Below are 16,270 nucleotides of genomic sequence, written 5' to 3' on the forward strand. Positions count from 1 at the left end.
GCGCAGAGGGAGGAGGGAAGATGGTTTGGGATTTATGTCCTAGCGGTTGCCTCGAATTGCGATACGGTTTGTAGTAATGACTTGAGTCCTTTGCAGTCTTGCTTTCCTCTCAAATCTCAAATCTCAAATCTCAAATCTCAAATCTCAAATCTCAAATCTCAAATCGCAAGATGGCGCAGAGGGAGGAGGGAAGATGGTTTGGGATTTATGTCCTAGCGGTTGCCTCGAATTGCGATACGGTTTGTAGTAAGGACTTGAGTCCTTTGCAGTCTTGCTTTCCTCTCAAATCTCAAATCTAAAATCTCAAATCGCATGACATCTTCTACTCCCGCTTTGTCAACACTTATTTCGTCTCAAACTTGGCTGTGGAAAGGCTTTCCGATTTGCTACCAGGCGGCGGGTTCCCAGGGGCCTGCGGTGGTGTTTGTCCACGGTTTTGGTGCGTCTTGGGGCCACTGGCGCAAGAATTTGCCGGCGCTGGCTGCTGATTGTCGCTGTTATGCGATCGACCTCATCGGTTTTGGCGGTTCTGCTAAACCCGCGCCCAAACTTGAGATTGACTATACTTTTGAAACTTGGGGTCAGCTAATTGCTGATTTTTGTCGGGAAGTTGCGGGCGGGCCGGCTTTTTTGGTGGGAAATTCGATCGGCTGCGTGGCAATTATGCAAGCGGCTGTGGATTTTCCAGACATTGCTTCTGGCGTAATTTTACTCAATTGTTCCCTGCGGTTGCTGCACGATCGCAAACGCGCCGAATTGCCTTGGTATCGCAGTTTTGGAGCGCCCATCGCACAAAAACTTTTAAATGTCAAGTGGATAAGTCAATTATTTTTTAAACAATTAGCAACGCCAAAAACAGTAAAAAAAGTGCTTTTGCAAGCTTATCGCCGTCCTGAAGCTGTCACCGACGAACTGGTAAATATGCTGCTGGAACCTGCCAAAGATAGCGGCGCAGTCGAAGTATTTGTGGCTTTTATCAGTTATTCTCAAGGGCCGCTACCGGAGGATTTGTTGCCGCGTTTGAGCTGTCCTGCTTTGATTTTGTGGGGTACGGATGACCCTTGGGAGCCGATCGCATTGGGACGAGAATTGGCAAAGTTTCCGGCTGTTGAAAAGTTTATTCCTCTGGAGGGAGTGGGACACTGCCCGCAAGATGAAGCGCCGGAATTGGTCAATCCTATTTTACTCGATTGGATTAAAGAGCGATCGGTAATTGCAGAAAATTAGCGATTTTACTTATTTTACTCGTTACCTGGCTCCAGCCTGGTAACGGTGAGCGGGAGGCTCTGCCTCCATTTCCTTCCCAAGCGAGGCATAGCCTCTAGATATGGGTTCCCAGGCTGGAGCCTGGGAACCAGTTAACCAGTTAAAACTTGATAGTTCAAACAAACAGGAAACTATCAGGAGTAAACCCGCCTTGAACTACAGCAATTTGGTCAGATGTACCAGCCAAATTGATGGAGTTACCAACAATATTGTAGTCAGAGAGAGTCCCACGTAACTGAATGCGATCGATTCCCTGCTGAAAATCTTGAATCAGTGCAACTCCTGTTCCCTGATAGTAGCTAATTGTCGCATCACCGAGAACAAAAACATCTCTACCTCGACCGCCAATGAGCACATCTGTTTCATTGCTTCCCGGTGTAGCACTCAAGGGATTTACTCCTATCAGGGTATCATTGCCGCGCAAACCTGAAAGTGTATCGTTACCCTCACCTCCTACTAAAGAATTGTTTTCGATGTTTCCGGTAAGTACATCTACATTGGGAGTACCTGTGACGTTAACGAAATTCTCTACCGTAAAATTCAGAGTGCCGATACCGGGTAGATTGTTAACCGCCAAGCGATTCTGCGACAAATCCACATTAATAGAAGCTGTGCCGCTACCTGTAGAAGCATCGATGGTATTAATCTGTCCTAAAGGAGCAATTATTTGTTCGATATTTTGCAGGGTATCTGTACCGGCGGCGCCTTTATCTACAATACCTTTAGCCTCAATGGTAATGCCGCTGCCCAGGGAAAGATAGCTAATTGTATCCGTGCCTGCTCCTCCAGTTATGGTATCCGTGCCACTACTGCCTAGGATAAAGTTATCTAAACTATCTCCGGTAATATTGTCGTTTCCTGCTGTGGTGCTAATACTGTTAGCTGGGGGAGGGGGTGGAGTTTGGTTTTGGGGAGGTAAAGCAGAATTCGTAAGTTGTGCGCCTTGATTTTGGGGAGGAGGATTGCCCGGTACGCCTTGATTTTGGGGAGGAGGATTGCCCGGTGCGCCTTGATTTTGGGGAGGTTGGTTGCCGAAGGCTGCCTGATTTTGCCCTGGAGGATTGCCCGGTGCGCCTTGATTTTGCCCTGGAGGATTGCCCGGTGCGCCTTGATTTTGCCCTGAAAGATTGCCCGGTGCGCCTTGATTTTGCCCTGGAGGATTGCCCGGTGCGCCTTGATTTTGGGGAGGTTGGTTGCCCGCTGCGCCTTGGTTTTGGGGAGGTTGGTTGCCCGCTGCGCCTTGATTTTGGGGAGGTTGGTTGCCCGGTGCATTGATTGAATTAGGAAATAGTGCTGGCATGATGTAATTACCTGGATTAATTTTCTAAGTTTGAAGCCGTTGTCAGGCTAAAGAAATGAATTATCGCTCGGCCTTTGATTTAGTCTCTACAATCATTAAGTTGGTTGAATATGACATTTATCCCTGTCCTTGGATTACAGTTTTGTAATCTGGAGAAATTAGCGTTTTTCCGAATTTTGAGGTGAATTACGATCGCCCGGTGGACGCGGTGGAATGCCCAGAATTTTAATCAACTCTGCTTCGGTAACTCCCAACTTTTTCGCTGCACCGGGAATATCTAAACGAGGACGGGGCGGTGGGCTGGGCGGGCGATTATTTTCACTTGGTGGTTCCGGCGGTTTGGCGGGTAGCCCCAATGCTTCGATTAACTCGGCTTCGGTGACTCCTAATTGTTTGGCAGCAGCGGCAAAATCTATACGGGGCGGATGTCTGCGCTCTTGATTAGGTTCGGGCTGGCTCTGGGCTAGTACAGTATTAGAATTAGTTGTAGTTCGATCGGGGAAAGTCAAGCTGCTAAATCCCAGCAGCAAGGCTGTAGCAGGTAATGCCACGAGTGAAGTAATTTTCATGATAGTTACGATCGCCGACCTAAAAATGTTTATAACTACATCAAATTCCCCAAACATTACCTGCACCAGTGCGGATGGATTACAGTTTTGTAATTTAAGTAAATCCCTGATGGCCGTATAATCGCAACCGAATCGGTAAATCTATGAATGTTCTATACGTTGAAGATGAAGAAAAAATCGCCAATTTTGTTTGTATGGGCTTGAAAGAACAAGGCTTTGTGGTGGATTATTGCGATAATGGCAATGATGGCTATGGGCGGGCGATGGATAATGAGTACGATGCGATCGTGCTTGATATTGTATTGCCGGGAAAAGACGGATTATCTATTCTCAAACATCTGCGAAAGGCTGGACGCAACGTACCCGTGATTTTATTAACTGCTCGCAATGAACTAGACGATCGCATTGAAGGATTGCATCTCGGTGCTGATGACTATTTAGCTAAACCGTTTTTTGTTGAGGAGTTAGTTGCTCGGATTTATGCTGTGGTGCGGCGGGCTTCAGGCGGTGGGCAAAATATTCTGAGCGTTGGCCCAGTTAAGCTCGATCGCATTTTGCGAGAAGTTACCTGCGATCGCCATGCGGTAGAACTTACAAGCCGCGAGTTTAATCTGTTGGAATATCTAATGCGATCGCCAGGTAGGGTACTCACCCGCACGCAAATCCTCGAACATATTTGGGGTTATGATTTTAATCCGAATACGAATGTGGTAGATGTATGTATTCAACGCATTCGCAAGAAAATTGAACCGATCGGCGGTACAGGATGGGTTGAGAGCGTGCGGGGCGTTGGCTATCGGTTTCGCAAACCAGATTCCCCATCGTGAAAATGCAATCTTTTCGCTTTCGGATTACTCTATTATCTGCTGTTCTGGCAAGTGTTGCTTTGATTGGCTTTAGTATTGTTTCGTGGTGGTTGATTTACGATGCTAAGGTCAAGCGTCTTGATGCTGAAATCAAGAATCAGTTAATCCAATCAACCCGCCCCCAATCTGCCCAATGGGATGTTTATAATGATTCTTTGCCATCAGTTTTGGGCATGAATGATGGGGAAACAACCGTGGGTTTGTTGGTCACTGACAGAGATGGTAATTTACTCTACCGATCGAGCCAGTGGCAAGATGGAATTGATGCCAATTCACTATGGCGATCGCTGCCCCAACCGCCTCCCGATCCTGCCAGAATACCTTTTCAATTAGAACCTCCCCCTCCACCACATCCACCCTATCCACCCGATCAACCACCTCCCCATCAACCACCTCCCCATCGGCCCGATTCATTCTCACGGAGAGAAAGAAGACCTCCGCGCGATCGGCCTCCTCAATTCGATCGACCGGATTTTCCTCGATTTTTCAAAGCTAAACTAGCAACCCAGCGTACTAGCAGGGCAGTTTGGCGTGTGGGCGCGATTCATTCTCCTCAGACTCAAATAGCCATCGCTGTTAACTTACAAGCGATCGATCGGGAAATGGCATCGATTCGCAATATCTTTCTAATTTCTATTCCCGTAGTGCTTTTACTCGTGGCCAGTGGAGCATGGGTCATATCGCGGAGTATTCTATATCCAATTGGGCGACTCACGATGGCAATCCGCAATGTTACCGTACAAGGGCTCGATCGACGCGTCCCTGACGGCTCAACGGATATAGAGTTTGTAGAATTAATTTTTGTGTTCAATCAGATGTTAGAACGCCTAGAGCGAAGTTTTAAACAAGCTTCTCGTTTTAGTGGAGATGCTGCCCACGAATTAAAGACTCCGCTGGCAATTTTGCAAGGTCAACTAGAACGGGCTTTGCATCAAGTTGAATCGGGTTCAGAGGTGCAGCAAACCCTGAGTAATTTATTGGATGAAGTGCGCCGTTTGAGTGAAATAACTCGTAAACTTCTCTTACTCTCTCACGCCGATGCAGGACGTATGGGTTTACATTTGGTTAAAGTGAATCTGTCGGCTTTGCTATCGGAAATTGCCGAAGATATGGAACTGCTAGCACCGCATTTAGATGTGCAAATGGCAATCGCTCCTAATTTATATATCAAGGGCGATCGCGATTTGCTGCTGCAGGTTTTGCAAAATCTGGTTGGTAATGCGATTAAATATAATTTACCGAAGGGTTGGCTCAGGTTACAGGCTAACTGTCAGGGAAAAAGAGTAATTGTGAAAATTGTCAATAGTTCTCACGATATTTCTTTGAGCGAGCGCGATCGCATTTTTGAGCGCTTCCATCGCGGTGACTCCACTGCGATCCAAAAAATCGAAGGATCGGGATTGGGGCTAAGTTTAGCAAGGGAAATCGCACGGGCCCACGGCGGCGATATCAAACTAGATGCTGCAATACTTGGTCAAACAGCATTCACACTCAGCTTAACTGTGGGCGATCGCGATTAACCTTATAGCAGTGAAGCAGGACGAGTTATCTTAGCTAAGACTTTGGCTAATTCTGATTTTAAAGTTAACGGTGCGACTGGGGAAGTTAAGTTTTTGCTCAGTGGCGATCGCCACTGCAATGTAATTTTTTTGCAAGTGGTACCAGACACTCAATCCGATACAGGTTAAGATTTTATGCCAGTCAGATCGAGTCGGGTTAAATAGATATGGCTTACCCAAGCAATCTTTGATGTTGAACCACAAATCATATATTAGAGTAGTAAAAATGTTCTATCTAACTGCGATCGCCTCATGTCCCTAAAGGCTCATACCAATTTCCTCGCAGCATTCGAGCCCAATCAAGTCTACGAATCGCTCACAGAGGGTCGCATAACCAGTGATGTTTTTCAGGCGGGTGACTTAGTTTTACCTTCAGGGCGTATTATTGCGTGCGACCCCGGTTGGCTGTGGTGCAAAGACGTTGACCCGTTTAGCAGAACCGTTCCACCAGGGCGCTATCCTGTGTTGCTAAGTGTGGTTGACAGTGGGCGCACTGCCTGTGCGATGGTTAAGTTTTGCTCTGAATCCCCTGTCCGTTGGGAGATGGCTCTGCGTCCAAGTGAGGATTTGGCAGAGTTAAGAGGGAATCAGTTTTTTGGCTATGGTGTTGATGCGGGAATGGGCTGTTTTGTGGATGCTCAGGTAATTGAGCGGCGTTCTGCTGAAGAATTGCAGGGCCTAGTCGATCGTGCCTTTGAACAAAAGTTGCAATTGGATGCCTGGCTAGCAGCTCAGGATCTGGTAACTCAATTGACCTACCCATCTCAGCAAATTATCGATCCGAGTGGTTTCAATCTGACCCTAGACCCCGATACTGACACTTTCAATCTCACCCTAGACCCTGATACTGAGGGCAATGCGAGCGCGTTTTCAAGTGGATACGGGGATGGTTCCTATGCCAGTTATTGGGGGTTTACAGCCGATGATGAACTGGCTTGTTTGGTCACTGATTTCGGGGTACTGCTTGAGGGCATCACGCAAGATATCGAGATTGAAGCAGTCACAAGGTTCCTAGAAAAATCCATAGAGCATCCTGACTTGGAGCGGCTTGAGGTGGCTATCAGACTCAGCCTTCATCGCCCAAGTTGGGTTCAGCTTAGTGATGATTCGCTGAACGATCAACCCAGCAACCCAGATTGCATCTTGGTTTTGGAAGGACAGGGGCGGCAGCCCTGGAGCGTCAATTTAGACGCTGGCGATCGCTGTTTTGCGGAGCTTTGTATGTTTTCAGGATCGATAGAAGAGGATAGGTGGTACAAAGAACATTGGTTCAATGAGCCGTTGCCAGCCAATGCAGTATTGAAGATGACATTTACTGCTGAGGTTTATCCTCTTCAACCTGTGACAACAAATGCGTGATTGCAGCCGGAATCAATGACTTCCCCAATTTCTCCCCATCGCCGTTTTTTAAAATATCGAATTGCCCTGCTCATCAGTATAATCGTGATTATCCCTTTAGGTTACGTAGTGAGATTTTCTCGCGGCCCTGCACCGGAATGGTTCAACGACTTTTTTGGGAGCATAGCCTATGAGGTATTTTGGATTTTGCTGGTAGTTCTGATATTGCCGCGATTTTCGCAAATTAGGGCGGCTGTAGCTGTGTGTCTAGCTACCTGCAGAGTAGAGTTTCTCCAACTGTGGACTCCTCCGTTTTTTCAAGCAATGCGAGCTACTTTACCCGGCAGGCTGATTTTGGGAAATCACTTTAGTTAGTCAGATTTTATCTCTTATTTTGTGGGGAGTTTTTTAGGTTGGTTGTGGGTGCGATGGCTTCATTTCACTTGCTTCCGCTTGTAAGTTGTACTGCATTTAAATTGTATATTTCGATGACCCGATCGAAAATCGTCAAATTCTCTCCTCATCTCTCGGACACCATAGACAATCTAGATGCACAAAATCTTAATGATATGGTTGGGGTTATTTTCACTTGAGCTAAGCGATCTGGTTAACTTAGAATTGAGAATTTTTAGGAGTTGAAGTGGGAGCTATATTTCCGCGATCTCGCCACAGCAACAACGGAATAGTTAATGTTCCTAAAATCATTACAGTTCCAGTCATAATCCAAACTAGCACACGATTTGGGCGATAATCACCTCGCTCAATTTGCCAGAAAACTCGATTATAACGCCATGCTGCTAAGGGAATGACCGCAATCCCAAAAACGACCAGACTCAGCCCTAAAGTTTCGGAGTTGAAGAAGGGAGGAGAGGAAACTTCTTGCTGAGTCACTGTAGCTTGAAATTGACGCAGAAATAAACTGAACCGACTGATCGCCAACCCAAAACCAATTAAACCGATTGAAGTTCGTAACCATGCAAGAAAGGTGCGTTCATTGGCCTGATGTTCGCGCTGTCGGTCTATTTTAGCACCCTTGTTCATCAACCCTACCTTTATAAAATATCTGAAGCTTTCCCTCGTTGATTATTGTTTCAGTTGAGATTGCGGAGGGAAGTATCGCTATGGCGATCGTGATTCAACATCACCAAAAAAATATAGTATCAGTAAATCGACAAAAAAGCGATCTCCTCCATCTCTACCCACAGAAAATAAGAGGACACAGCATTGCTGTGTCCCTACAAATACCCCAGTTAAAATCCAGTTTAAAAAGACTTAGCCGCACTGCCGGACTGAGCCTTTTTCTCCAACCAATCCTTACCCAATCTGATTGTCACATCCGAATTCAAAGAACCGGTACTCTCAACCAACACATCTCCAAAACCCAAAAACTGGCGAATCGCTTGAGCACCTTTAATATCGCCCTGTTGAGCTACTAGAGTAGTTACCTCCAGCGGTTCGGGCCAAGCTTTATAAACCTGAACATTCCGATAACCTGCTTGAGTCAGAGTATTGACAAAATCTTCAACAGCCGATGGATCTCCGGTACTATCTTGAATCGCCACATTCAGAAAAGTCGAATCAGCATTCTCAATTGTCCAAGTATTTTGGCCGAAGTCAAAATGTTCCGCCACCATAGTTTCGATGGCATATTGGTCGGGCAACCAAAAACTTGACTTGTAGTCCTTAGAATCGCTAAATTTGCCGGGAACCATCAACATCTGCACGCCAGCGCGATCTGTTTGAGTAGCAAAACCAGCCAAAGCTACCAATTCTTCTATACTCAAATTGGTGTCAAGGTGAGACTGAATCACCGACAAAATCTTCGGTAGTCGAGACAGCAAACCTACATTTACTTCCTGTTCCACAAAAGCCCGCATCAACAATTGTTGGCGCTGCACCCGCCCGATGTCGCCCAAATCGTCGTGTCGGTAAAGCAAATATTGCACGATTTGTTCGCCGTTTAGTTTCTGCTTGCCAGCCTTTAAATCTATATATAAATGCTGGCTTTCATCGGTATACTTCATGTCTTTAGGGACATTAATAGTAATGCCACCCAGGGCATCGACCAAACTTTTTATGCCATGAATATTAACTGTGACATAGCGGTCAATTCCTACACCGCCCAGGAGTCCGCTGACTGACTTCGCTGACGAAGCCGGGCCACCGTAGTAATTAGCTTCGTTGATTTTCACCTCGCCCCTGCCTTCAACATAGGTGCGGGTGTCTCGCGGAATGGAAAGCACGCTTAACTTTTTATTTTGAGGGTCAAACCTAACCAACAGCATGGTATCGGTTAAGCCCTTAAATGAGTTTTCCCAAACCTCATGTCCGACATTTTTGTTGACACTTCCTTCGATGTCAGAGGTCAGAACTTTAAGTCCTAAAACTAAAATATTAACTGGCCGAGTCAGCTCCGGCATTTTCATGCTGAGCTTTGCCATGTCGCCTTGAGAAAACACCGCCGCTTCTTCAGGGCTCAACTTTTGTTGCTGAAGCGGCGTTGTAGAAAGGGAGACGGCTAGCAATGCTCCGGCTGTGGCTGAGAGCATTGCTACTCCAGCCAAACCAAAACCAAAACCCAGCCAGCGGCCTCGATGGGGCTGGGAAGCTTTTTTGGTTGCAGGTTGAGCAGTTGATTGTTGGATAGGGTCTTGATTAGGAATTTTTTGAGCTGGCACTGGCTTCCTCACACACAACAAAAATAAAAAAGATAATGGCAATATGTAGTATCAAGCTGAAGACGCACTCAATCAATAGGGTAGGGGCTTAAAAGAACCCTAAATTATGATAAATGTTTGCCTACTACTTGCTCGGCTACCCGACTAATTCCGGGCAACCATAGTGGTTGACGCTTCCAGAGGCGAACCATCAGTCCCAGAGCAACGATGAAATAGCTGGTTGTTAGCAGGCTACTCATTAATAACATGGGAAGTGTCGGAGATTCCGCAGAAATCGCTCCCGCTTCTAAAAGAATATGTCCTAAGAGCCAACTAAAAGCAAGGGCAATTGCCAAGCGGCTGATGGCTTTGCGTTCGGGACTACCCTGACGGCGGTAAAGAGTCCACAGGGCGGGGAAAAAGCCGATGACTGGGATCATTAATACAAACAGACTGGCACGATCGAGTTCAGGATTTTCTAAGGGATCTGTATTTTTCATAATTCGCTACTCAAAATTTGCAGAAGGTCGGATTTTGCACAAAAGTTATTTGTTAGAGCGAAAATTGATCTCCTAAACCAAAATTCGGAGATCCAGGCTGGGGAGTTCGCCAAACTTGTCTGTCAGAGGCCAAATTTTTCGGTGCTGGGGAGATCGCGATCGATGGTAACTTTTCGGCCCGGAGAGCCGTAGTTTGATAAACTGGATACAGCACAGCAGACAGGAGAACAGACTTAGCCATGACCCACTCCCAAAAACCAATCGTTATTGCTCCATCCATATTATCAGCCGATTTTAGCCGTCTCGGAGAAGAGATTCAGGCTGTCGATCGAGCTGGGGCTGACTGGATTCACGTAGATGTGATGGACGGTCGCTTTGTTCCTAATATTACTATCGGGCCGCTGATTGTTGAGGCAATTCGCCCTGTTACTACCAAGGTGATCGATGTCCACTTGATGATTGTGGAGCCGGAGAAGTACGTCGAGGACTTCGCTAAGGCTGGTGCTGACATTATTTCGGTTCACGCGGAACACAATGCTTCGCCTCACTTGCACCGCACCCTCGGCCAAATTCGGGAATTGGGCAAAATGGCTGGTGTGGTTCTGAATCCTTCGACGCCTTTGGAGTTGATCGAGTACGTGCTGGAACTTTGCGATTTGGTGCTGATTATGAGCGTCAATCCGGGCTTTGGTGGTCAAAGTTTTATCCCGGCTGTTTTGCCGAAAATTCGCCAGTTGCGTAAAATGTGCGACGACAAGGGCCTCGATCCTTGGATTGAGGTGGATGGCGGTTTGAAGGGGAACAATACTTGGCAGGTTCTGGAAGCGGGCGCAAATGCGATCGTCGCTGGTTCTGCTGTGTTTAAGGCGAATGATTACGCAGGGGCGATCGAGGGTATCCGCCACAGCAAGCGCCCGACTCCTGAGTTGGCTGCGGTTTAATCAAAGATTTTTCGAGTTTTTCTGGTTTTTCTCGTTCCCAGCCTGCTTGGGCTGGGAACGAATTTTTAGACTCGGTTTCCAAGAGTCAGGAATTATTTATTTCGAGACAGAGGCGAGAATGCTTTCCATCTCAGAAAGCTCGATCGCGCCGGAGAAAGTTTGGCCGTTCATAATAAAGAAGGGAGTGCCTTCAATGCCCAGTTTTTGAGCGAGTTGCACGTCTTTGGCAATGGCGGCTTCTGCAGGCGGGCTGTTGCGATCGGTGTTGAATTTATCTAATTTTAGATTGAGCTTTTGGGCGATCGATCCGTACAATGGTTCGCCTAACTCTTTCTGCCCTTCAAACAAAGCGCTGTAGTATTCCCAAAATTTGCCCTGCTGTTGGGCTGCCCAAGCTGCTTTAGCTGCTGGCAGCGCTTGAGGGTGAATAGAAGTCAAGGGAAAATGCTTGTAAGCTAAAGTAACTTTGTCCTGGTGTTTTGCCATAAACTGCTTGACAGTATCGTGAGCGCGCGCGCAAAACGGACATTGAAAGTCAGAGAATTCTAAAAGTACAATTTGCTGGGAAGCTGAACCCGTACTCGGAGAATCCCCGATCGAAGATTTGGGATTAGTTTTCATCTCCTGCAAAAAAGACTGCTGCGCTGCTTTGAGAGACTGCTGCTGCTGTTGCTGGTACGCTTGTACCGACTCTAAAATTGCTTGCGGATTTTCGCGGATCACCTGCAAGACTTGCTCCTTGAACTTGGGATCGACTGAATTGCCAGCCGCTGACTGCGCGGGGGAACAACCGATAAATACCAGGCAACCTGCCAGGAGTACAGCCAAGCAGAAGGCTTGCTGGCTGCGGAGTTTTCGCCAAATAGTGGATACGTTCATCTTTTTTTTCTGATTCACTGCAACACTTAATCCTACATTTAATTTTGCGGAGTGTCAGGTATACGGCAGTTTACTGTTGTGCTGTTATTTTTATCCGTGACCAATATTTATTCGGTGGCAATCGGTAATTCGTAGTCGGTAATGGGCAAGGGGTGTTAATCACCTGAACACCGACTAACCTAGTAATTAAGATTTAAATTAGGGAAATTTATTATAATATAATTTCGCCTCGAACTACCCTCATAAAAAAGGTTTGTAGTGAGGCCTTTAGTCCTCCGAATCTTATCAGGACTAAAGTCCTCGCTACAAACGCGCTCACGGTTATTTTACAGGACTAGATATAAAATATAAAAGGACGATCGCCTGGGCGATCGTCCTTTTATATGCTGCACATATTATCCGCTTTTAAGCTTGTCTGAATCCAAGATTATTTGCGGTTGTTGAGCCATTTAGCCGCAACTATTCCCAAAATACCCGCAACAACTGGATTCCCCAAAAACTTCATTAAACTCGGCTGTTCTGCCAACACTTCTCGGAAAATATCTGGGTGATTGTGATAGGTAAACGAGGCCAGCTTGGTAACATCGTCAGCATTCATGCGGCTGGCGTGGTGGGTAGAAAGTCCTAGCTGCTTTTCCAATTGGCGATCGTCCAATCCTCTCTTGCCCAAATGCTTGAAGAATTCCCGCGCTACATCGTCGCGTTCATTGGGCTTAATTTGGGCGATCGCCTTTTGCAATTCCGGTTCCAACTGAGCCGGCGGGAGAGAGTCGTGATTCAGGGAACGCCCGAATAATTGTTTGCGCTGAGCCGGCGAAGTTCTCTGAGCAAAATCGTCAAAGTTTTCGTAATCTTCACCAGTTGTCTCCGGCATCATTTCTCGATTTCCCTGGGCCAAATCGCTCATGATTTGACGCTTGTAATTATCGCTGCTACTCATGGTAAGTTTTTTCCAATCTACACAACATTTCAGTCTTAAATTGAGATTGTTTCGCCTTCAAAAAACTGCGGAATATTAAACCGCCACGCGGCTATCATTTAAGCTTGCTAACCGGGTCAAGACTTGTATTCAATCTGATTTGATTGCTGGTCGTACTTAGCAGTCAAAATCAGTTTTTTGTCAGGAGCGTAAACCAAAACACTTACATCCTGATTTGGGAAATTGCGGTGAAAACCTTGTGCTAAAGATTTCGCCAAATCTTTCACTTCAGTCGGGCGGACTTGCGGGGTAATTACAACTCCCAATTTGTTATTGTCGCGGACGTAAGCATCCTGAACCAAGCCCTTGGCAGTCAATGTTACCCATTGACCAAAATCTTGACCGGCGGCGGTATTGCCACGTTCTAGCTGCGCGTAATAACCCTGACTGCCACCAATTGCTACAGGTACATCAGTCTGTTTTTGGGCTGAAACGCTGGGCGCGCAGGCAGTAGTAACTGCCAGCATTAATACCAAGAGTAAGCCCGCAATTATTTTGCGACTCTGCTGTAATAAACTCACCTTTTTTCCTCCGTTCAGAAAACACTTGGAATACTTGAAAGGGTCAGGTTGCTCGACCCTCTCAATTAGTATTAGGCTTAGTCTAGTTTCTTTTTGAGCTCATCTTTTACATCTTCGATGGCGTGACCAGCTTCAGCTTTTGCCTGCTTGGCTTTGCCTTCTGCTTTATCCTTCGGGTCGCCAGTAACATTGCCTATGACTTCTTGAGCTGCGCCTGCGATGTTGTTGCCAGTTGCCTTTGCTCTATCTTTAGTGCTCATGGGTTTCTCCCTATCTGTATCTAATTTGACGTTTTTTACTTAATGAACTCATCATAGGTAACTAGGAGATGCGTTGCACTCTACCTCTAGGAAGAAAGAATAAATAACAAATGGAATAGGGAATATGGAATATGGCATAGGGAACAGTTATTTGCTGTCTTGAACTAACTGTGGCTTTCATACTTAATTATTGTTTTTTTTACCGTTTCTGCTGGCTGCAATCAAGTATTTTTGTAAAAAACTGCTGGAGGGTCGCCCGTGCGTCCCAGACTATTTTTTTAAACCCAAAAGAATTTATACTTTTAAAATTTTATTTAATTCGGTCTTAAAAAGGCGGGTGTGGGCAAGACCGCATCTTACCCACACCCGAACAAATTTCGTATTAGTTTTAATTTACCTTGTGATGACATTCTTCATCTATTTTCTGCTGGAGTTCTTCTTTCAACTGTTCCACAGCGCGCATAGTTTGAGCATCTTCTTGTTTTTGCTGACCGAGGGCTTTTTCTGTTTCCTCGCCGAGCAATGTTTCCTTTGATTTTGGTAGCGTTACTTGATTTTCGCTGCCAGTGTGGGTCGCCTTTTCTTCAATATTCATTTGTCTTGACCCTATTGTTTGCAAAATTTATTTTTAACCAGGCTAGTTACAACTTAACCTTATATTTATAATAACGCCAATGACGAAGCATTCCCTCTCCCTGAAGATAGATAGGGGCTGGGGAAGAGTTTTTAAATTTAAAGTTAATAGAAATTAGGGAGACTTACATCGGCCGGAAGAAAGATATGGGAAGGGGAAGTGTGCGTGAGTGCATGAGATTGCTTGGTGACTCGCAAGGCGCGGGCCGTGAATGAGTAGGGGAGAGGGAGGAGGGGGGGAAATTTTTTCTGTGGCGCGCGCGATCGCATTAAGTGCCGAATGTTGTTGGATGAGACTCTTTGGACATCGGTAAAAGATGAAGAGAGAAATGGGAGGCAATTTAGCTAGCCAGACGGGAATCCCCACACTATATCGCTTCGATTAGTGTGGGATGAAAGTCGCGTTTCGCTGTGGATTCCACCGTCAACCAATTCAAAACTATGTTTTGAGCGGTGGGCGGGTGGATGACGAGACAAACAAACTCTTTATTTAATGGGTCTATTTTCTCCTTTGTACTTGACAGTAAATAACGCATTCTGGTACAGTAACACTAATTGATGCGTACCGACTGCGATCCAATATTGGCCAATTAATGAGAACGGCTTACCAGTACAAACTACGTCCAACAAAACAGCAAGTCATTGAGCTAGACAGATGGCTATCCATGCTGTCTGCCCAATACAATTACCTGTTGGCTGATAGATTTAATTGGTACGAACAAAATCGCTCTCCTGTTAACGCCTGCAATCTCGTCTGTTACCTACCTGAACTGCGAGACAATCCCGATTATTGCTCGCAAAAGAAAACGTTACCTCAACTCAAGAAAACAAATCCTTGGTATAGCGAAATATATTCGCAAGTCCTTCAGGATGTAGTTAAGCGAGTTAAGACAACATTTGACCGTTTCCTAAAAGGTGATAGCAGCGGAAAACGCAGCGGAAAACCTCGATTCAAAGCTCGCAGCCGCTATCGCACCTTTACTTATCCGCAAATGAAAGAGGGATGCTTACAGGGCAACTTGATTAACTTGCCGATGTTTGGGAAAGTTAAAGTTGTCTTGCACCGTCCTATCCCTGACGGGTTCAAAATCAAAACCGCATCTGTCACCAAGAAAGCTGATGGTTATTACCTTACGCTCTCCCTAGAAGACAAGACAGTTCCAGAGATAAAGCCAGACTTTAATCCTCGCTCGATAACAGGTATTGACGTGGGATTGAAGGAGTTTTTGACAACCTCTGAAGGCGAAACAGTCGCCCCGCCCCAATATTACCGTAAAGAACAAAAATGCTTGCGAACTATTCAAAAGCGAGTGTCACGTCGCAAAAAGGGGAGCAATAGCAGGCTTAAAGCTATTAAGCAACTGGGCAGACAACACAAGAAGGTGGCAGATAAAAGAAAAGATTTCCACTTCAAGACAGCTAATTGGCTGCTGTCAAAATATGACGTAATCGCACACGAGGATTTAAACATCAAAGGTCTAGCTCGTACAAGGTTGGCTAAATCTGTGTTGGACGCTGGGTGGTCAAGTTTTCTGTCGATACTGACAAACAAAGCCGAAAACGCGGGTTTGTTGGTTGTCCCAGTAAGTGCCCATAATACTTCACAAGATTGTTCTAATTGCGGCGAGAAAGTACCAAAAAAGCTGCATATTCGTTGGCATGACTGTCCTCACTGTGGGTGCAGTCTAGACCGTGACCATAATGCCGCAATAGTAATCAAAAATAGAGCGGTGGGGCAACCCGTTCTTAAAGCTCAGTTAATGTCCTATGCAATAGCAGGAGTCACTGAGAAGCCTACACCAATGGTGACAGCTTGTGTTGGTGTAGGAGTTGTCACTGCAGACTTAAGTCTATGCTGAGAGTTTGACCGTTAAAATCAACAGGGTGCAGCAATTCCCAAGTTTGGTGGCGATCGGCTTAAATAATCTGCTAAACAAGAGTTAGCCTCAAGGCTAACTTCCAGCAGGATCGAACTAAAATTTCTGTTATTAGTAAAAAAAAA

At 45.9% G+C, this 16,270-nt stretch carries 20 protein-coding genes; 9 read left to right on the forward strand and 11 right to left on the reverse strand.

Annotated elements, in window-relative coordinates; all coding sequences use genetic code 11:
- Both QUB08_RS11445 and QUB08_RS11450 read left to right on the forward strand, forming a co-directional pair.
- On the forward strand, window positions 1-216 hold a 216-nt coding region (locus QUB08_RS11445; protein ID WP_333224830.1), incomplete at its 5' end, for a hypothetical protein.
- Window positions 217-312: 96 nt separating this feature from the next.
- Complete coding sequence (locus QUB08_RS11450) at window positions 313-1,227, forward strand: alpha/beta fold hydrolase (RefSeq protein WP_333224831.1); 915 nt, start codon at window positions 313-315, stop codon at window positions 1,225-1,227.
- A 154-nt stretch (window positions 1,228-1,381) separates the two neighbouring features.
- Here QUB08_RS11450 and QUB08_RS11455 read toward each other — a convergent pair whose 3' ends face one another.
- Both QUB08_RS11455 and QUB08_RS11460 read right to left on the reverse strand, forming a co-directional pair.
- Window positions 1,382-2,566, reverse strand: coding sequence for a M10 family metallopeptidase C-terminal domain-containing protein (locus QUB08_RS11455; RefSeq protein ID WP_333224832.1), 1,185 nt, complete (start codon window positions 2,564-2,566; stop codon window positions 1,382-1,384).
- 158 nt (window positions 2,567-2,724) lie between these two features.
- Entirely contained in the window at window positions 2,725-3,135 is a 411-nt protein-coding gene (locus QUB08_RS11460) for a hypothetical protein (protein ID WP_333224833.1), read from the reverse strand.
- A gap of 143 nt (window positions 3,136-3,278) precedes the next feature.
- Here QUB08_RS11460 and QUB08_RS11465 point away from each other — a divergent pair, with 143 nt between their 5' ends.
- From QUB08_RS11465 to QUB08_RS11485, 5 genes are all read left to right on the forward strand, one after another.
- The gene (locus QUB08_RS11465) at window positions 3,279-3,962 is read left to right on the forward strand and encodes a response regulator transcription factor (RefSeq protein ID WP_333034626.1); all 684 of its coding nucleotides are present in this window, start codon (window positions 3,279-3,281) and stop codon (window positions 3,960-3,962) included.
- A 2-nt stretch (window positions 3,963-3,964) separates the two neighbouring features.
- Entirely contained in the window at window positions 3,965-5,521 is a 1,557-nt protein-coding gene (locus QUB08_RS11470) for an ATP-binding protein (protein WP_333224834.1), read from the forward strand.
- Window positions 5,522-5,563: 42 nt separating this feature from the next.
- Window positions 5,564-5,689 (forward strand): hypothetical protein, encoded by a 126-nt coding sequence (locus tag QUB08_RS11475; RefSeq protein WP_333224835.1) that lies wholly within the window; start codon window positions 5,564-5,566, stop codon window positions 5,687-5,689.
- A 123-nt stretch (window positions 5,690-5,812) separates the two neighbouring features.
- The gene (locus QUB08_RS11480; protein WP_333224836.1) at window positions 5,813-6,919 is read left to right on the forward strand and encodes a DUF4241 domain-containing protein; all 1,107 of its coding nucleotides are present in this window, start codon (window positions 5,813-5,815) and stop codon (window positions 6,917-6,919) included.
- 15 nt (window positions 6,920-6,934) lie between these two features.
- A complete protein-coding gene (locus QUB08_RS11485; protein ID WP_333224837.1) occupies window positions 6,935-7,273 on the forward strand; it encodes a DUF2809 domain-containing protein in 339 nt (112 codons plus the stop codon).
- Window positions 7,274-7,510: 237 nt separating this feature from the next.
- On the opposite strand, the gene QUB08_RS11490 is transcribed toward QUB08_RS11485, so the two are convergent.
- The 4 genes from QUB08_RS11490 to QUB08_RS11505 all read right to left on the reverse strand — a co-directional run bounded on the left by QUB08_RS11490 (window position 7,511) and on the right by QUB08_RS11505 (window position 10,296).
- A complete protein-coding gene (locus QUB08_RS11490) occupies window positions 7,511-7,939 on the reverse strand; it encodes a DUF202 domain-containing protein (protein WP_333224838.1) in 429 nt (142 codons plus the stop codon).
- A 221-nt stretch (window positions 7,940-8,160) separates the two neighbouring features.
- Window positions 8,161-9,576: an LCP family protein gene (locus QUB08_RS11495; RefSeq protein ID WP_333155561.1), complete on the reverse strand. Its 1,416-nt coding sequence runs from the start codon at window positions 9,574-9,576 to the stop codon at window positions 8,161-8,163.
- A 104-nt stretch (window positions 9,577-9,680) separates the two neighbouring features.
- Entirely contained in the window at window positions 9,681-10,055 is a 375-nt protein-coding gene (locus tag QUB08_RS11500; protein ID WP_172192965.1) for a hypothetical protein, read from the reverse strand.
- Window positions 10,056-10,107: 52 nt separating this feature from the next.
- Complete coding sequence (locus QUB08_RS11505) at window positions 10,108-10,296, reverse strand: hypothetical protein (RefSeq protein ID WP_333224839.1); 189 nt, start codon at window positions 10,294-10,296, stop codon at window positions 10,108-10,110.
- Here QUB08_RS11505 and rpe point away from each other — a divergent pair.
- Window positions 10,295-10,996, forward strand: coding sequence for a ribulose-phosphate 3-epimerase (rpe, locus tag QUB08_RS11510; protein ID WP_333224840.1), 702 nt, complete (start codon window positions 10,295-10,297; stop codon window positions 10,994-10,996). The genes QUB08_RS11505 and rpe overlap by 2 nt on opposite strands.
- A 96-nt stretch (window positions 10,997-11,092) precedes the next feature.
- Here the strand turns inward: rpe and QUB08_RS11515 are convergent, their stop codons facing one another.
- The 5 genes from QUB08_RS11515 to QUB08_RS11535 form a co-directional block, all read right to left on the reverse strand.
- Window positions 11,093-11,875, reverse strand: coding sequence for a thioredoxin domain-containing protein (locus QUB08_RS11515; protein WP_333224841.1), 783 nt, complete (start codon window positions 11,873-11,875; stop codon window positions 11,093-11,095).
- Window positions 11,876-12,302: 427 nt separating this feature from the next.
- Complete coding sequence (locus tag QUB08_RS11520; RefSeq protein WP_333156691.1) at window positions 12,303-12,815, reverse strand: hypothetical protein; 513 nt, start codon at window positions 12,813-12,815, stop codon at window positions 12,303-12,305.
- A 116-nt stretch (window positions 12,816-12,931) separates the two neighbouring features.
- Window positions 12,932-13,375, reverse strand: a complete 444-nt coding sequence (locus tag QUB08_RS11525; protein WP_333224842.1) for a hypothetical protein — start codon at window positions 13,373-13,375, stop codon at window positions 12,932-12,934.
- Between the two features lie 77 nt (window positions 13,376-13,452).
- Complete coding sequence (locus QUB08_RS11530) at window positions 13,453-13,635, reverse strand: CsbD family protein (RefSeq protein ID WP_333224843.1); 183 nt, start codon at window positions 13,633-13,635, stop codon at window positions 13,453-13,455.
- A gap of 388 nt (window positions 13,636-14,023) precedes the next feature.
- Window positions 14,024-14,230: a hypothetical protein gene (locus QUB08_RS11535; protein WP_333224844.1), complete on the reverse strand. Its 207-nt coding sequence runs from the start codon at window positions 14,228-14,230 to the stop codon at window positions 14,024-14,026.
- Window positions 14,231-14,861: 631 nt separating this feature from the next.
- Here QUB08_RS11535 and QUB08_RS11540 point away from each other — a divergent pair.
- Window positions 14,862-16,127: a transposase gene (locus QUB08_RS11540; protein ID WP_333224845.1), complete on the forward strand. Its 1,266-nt coding sequence runs from the start codon at window positions 14,862-14,864 to the stop codon at window positions 16,125-16,127.
- Window positions 16,128-16,270: the final 143 nt, after the last annotated feature.

It is taken from the genome of Microcoleus sp. BR0-C5 (genome assembly GCF_036705045.1).
GTDB lineage: Bacteria > Cyanobacteriota > Cyanobacteriia > Cyanobacteriales > Microcoleaceae > Microcoleus.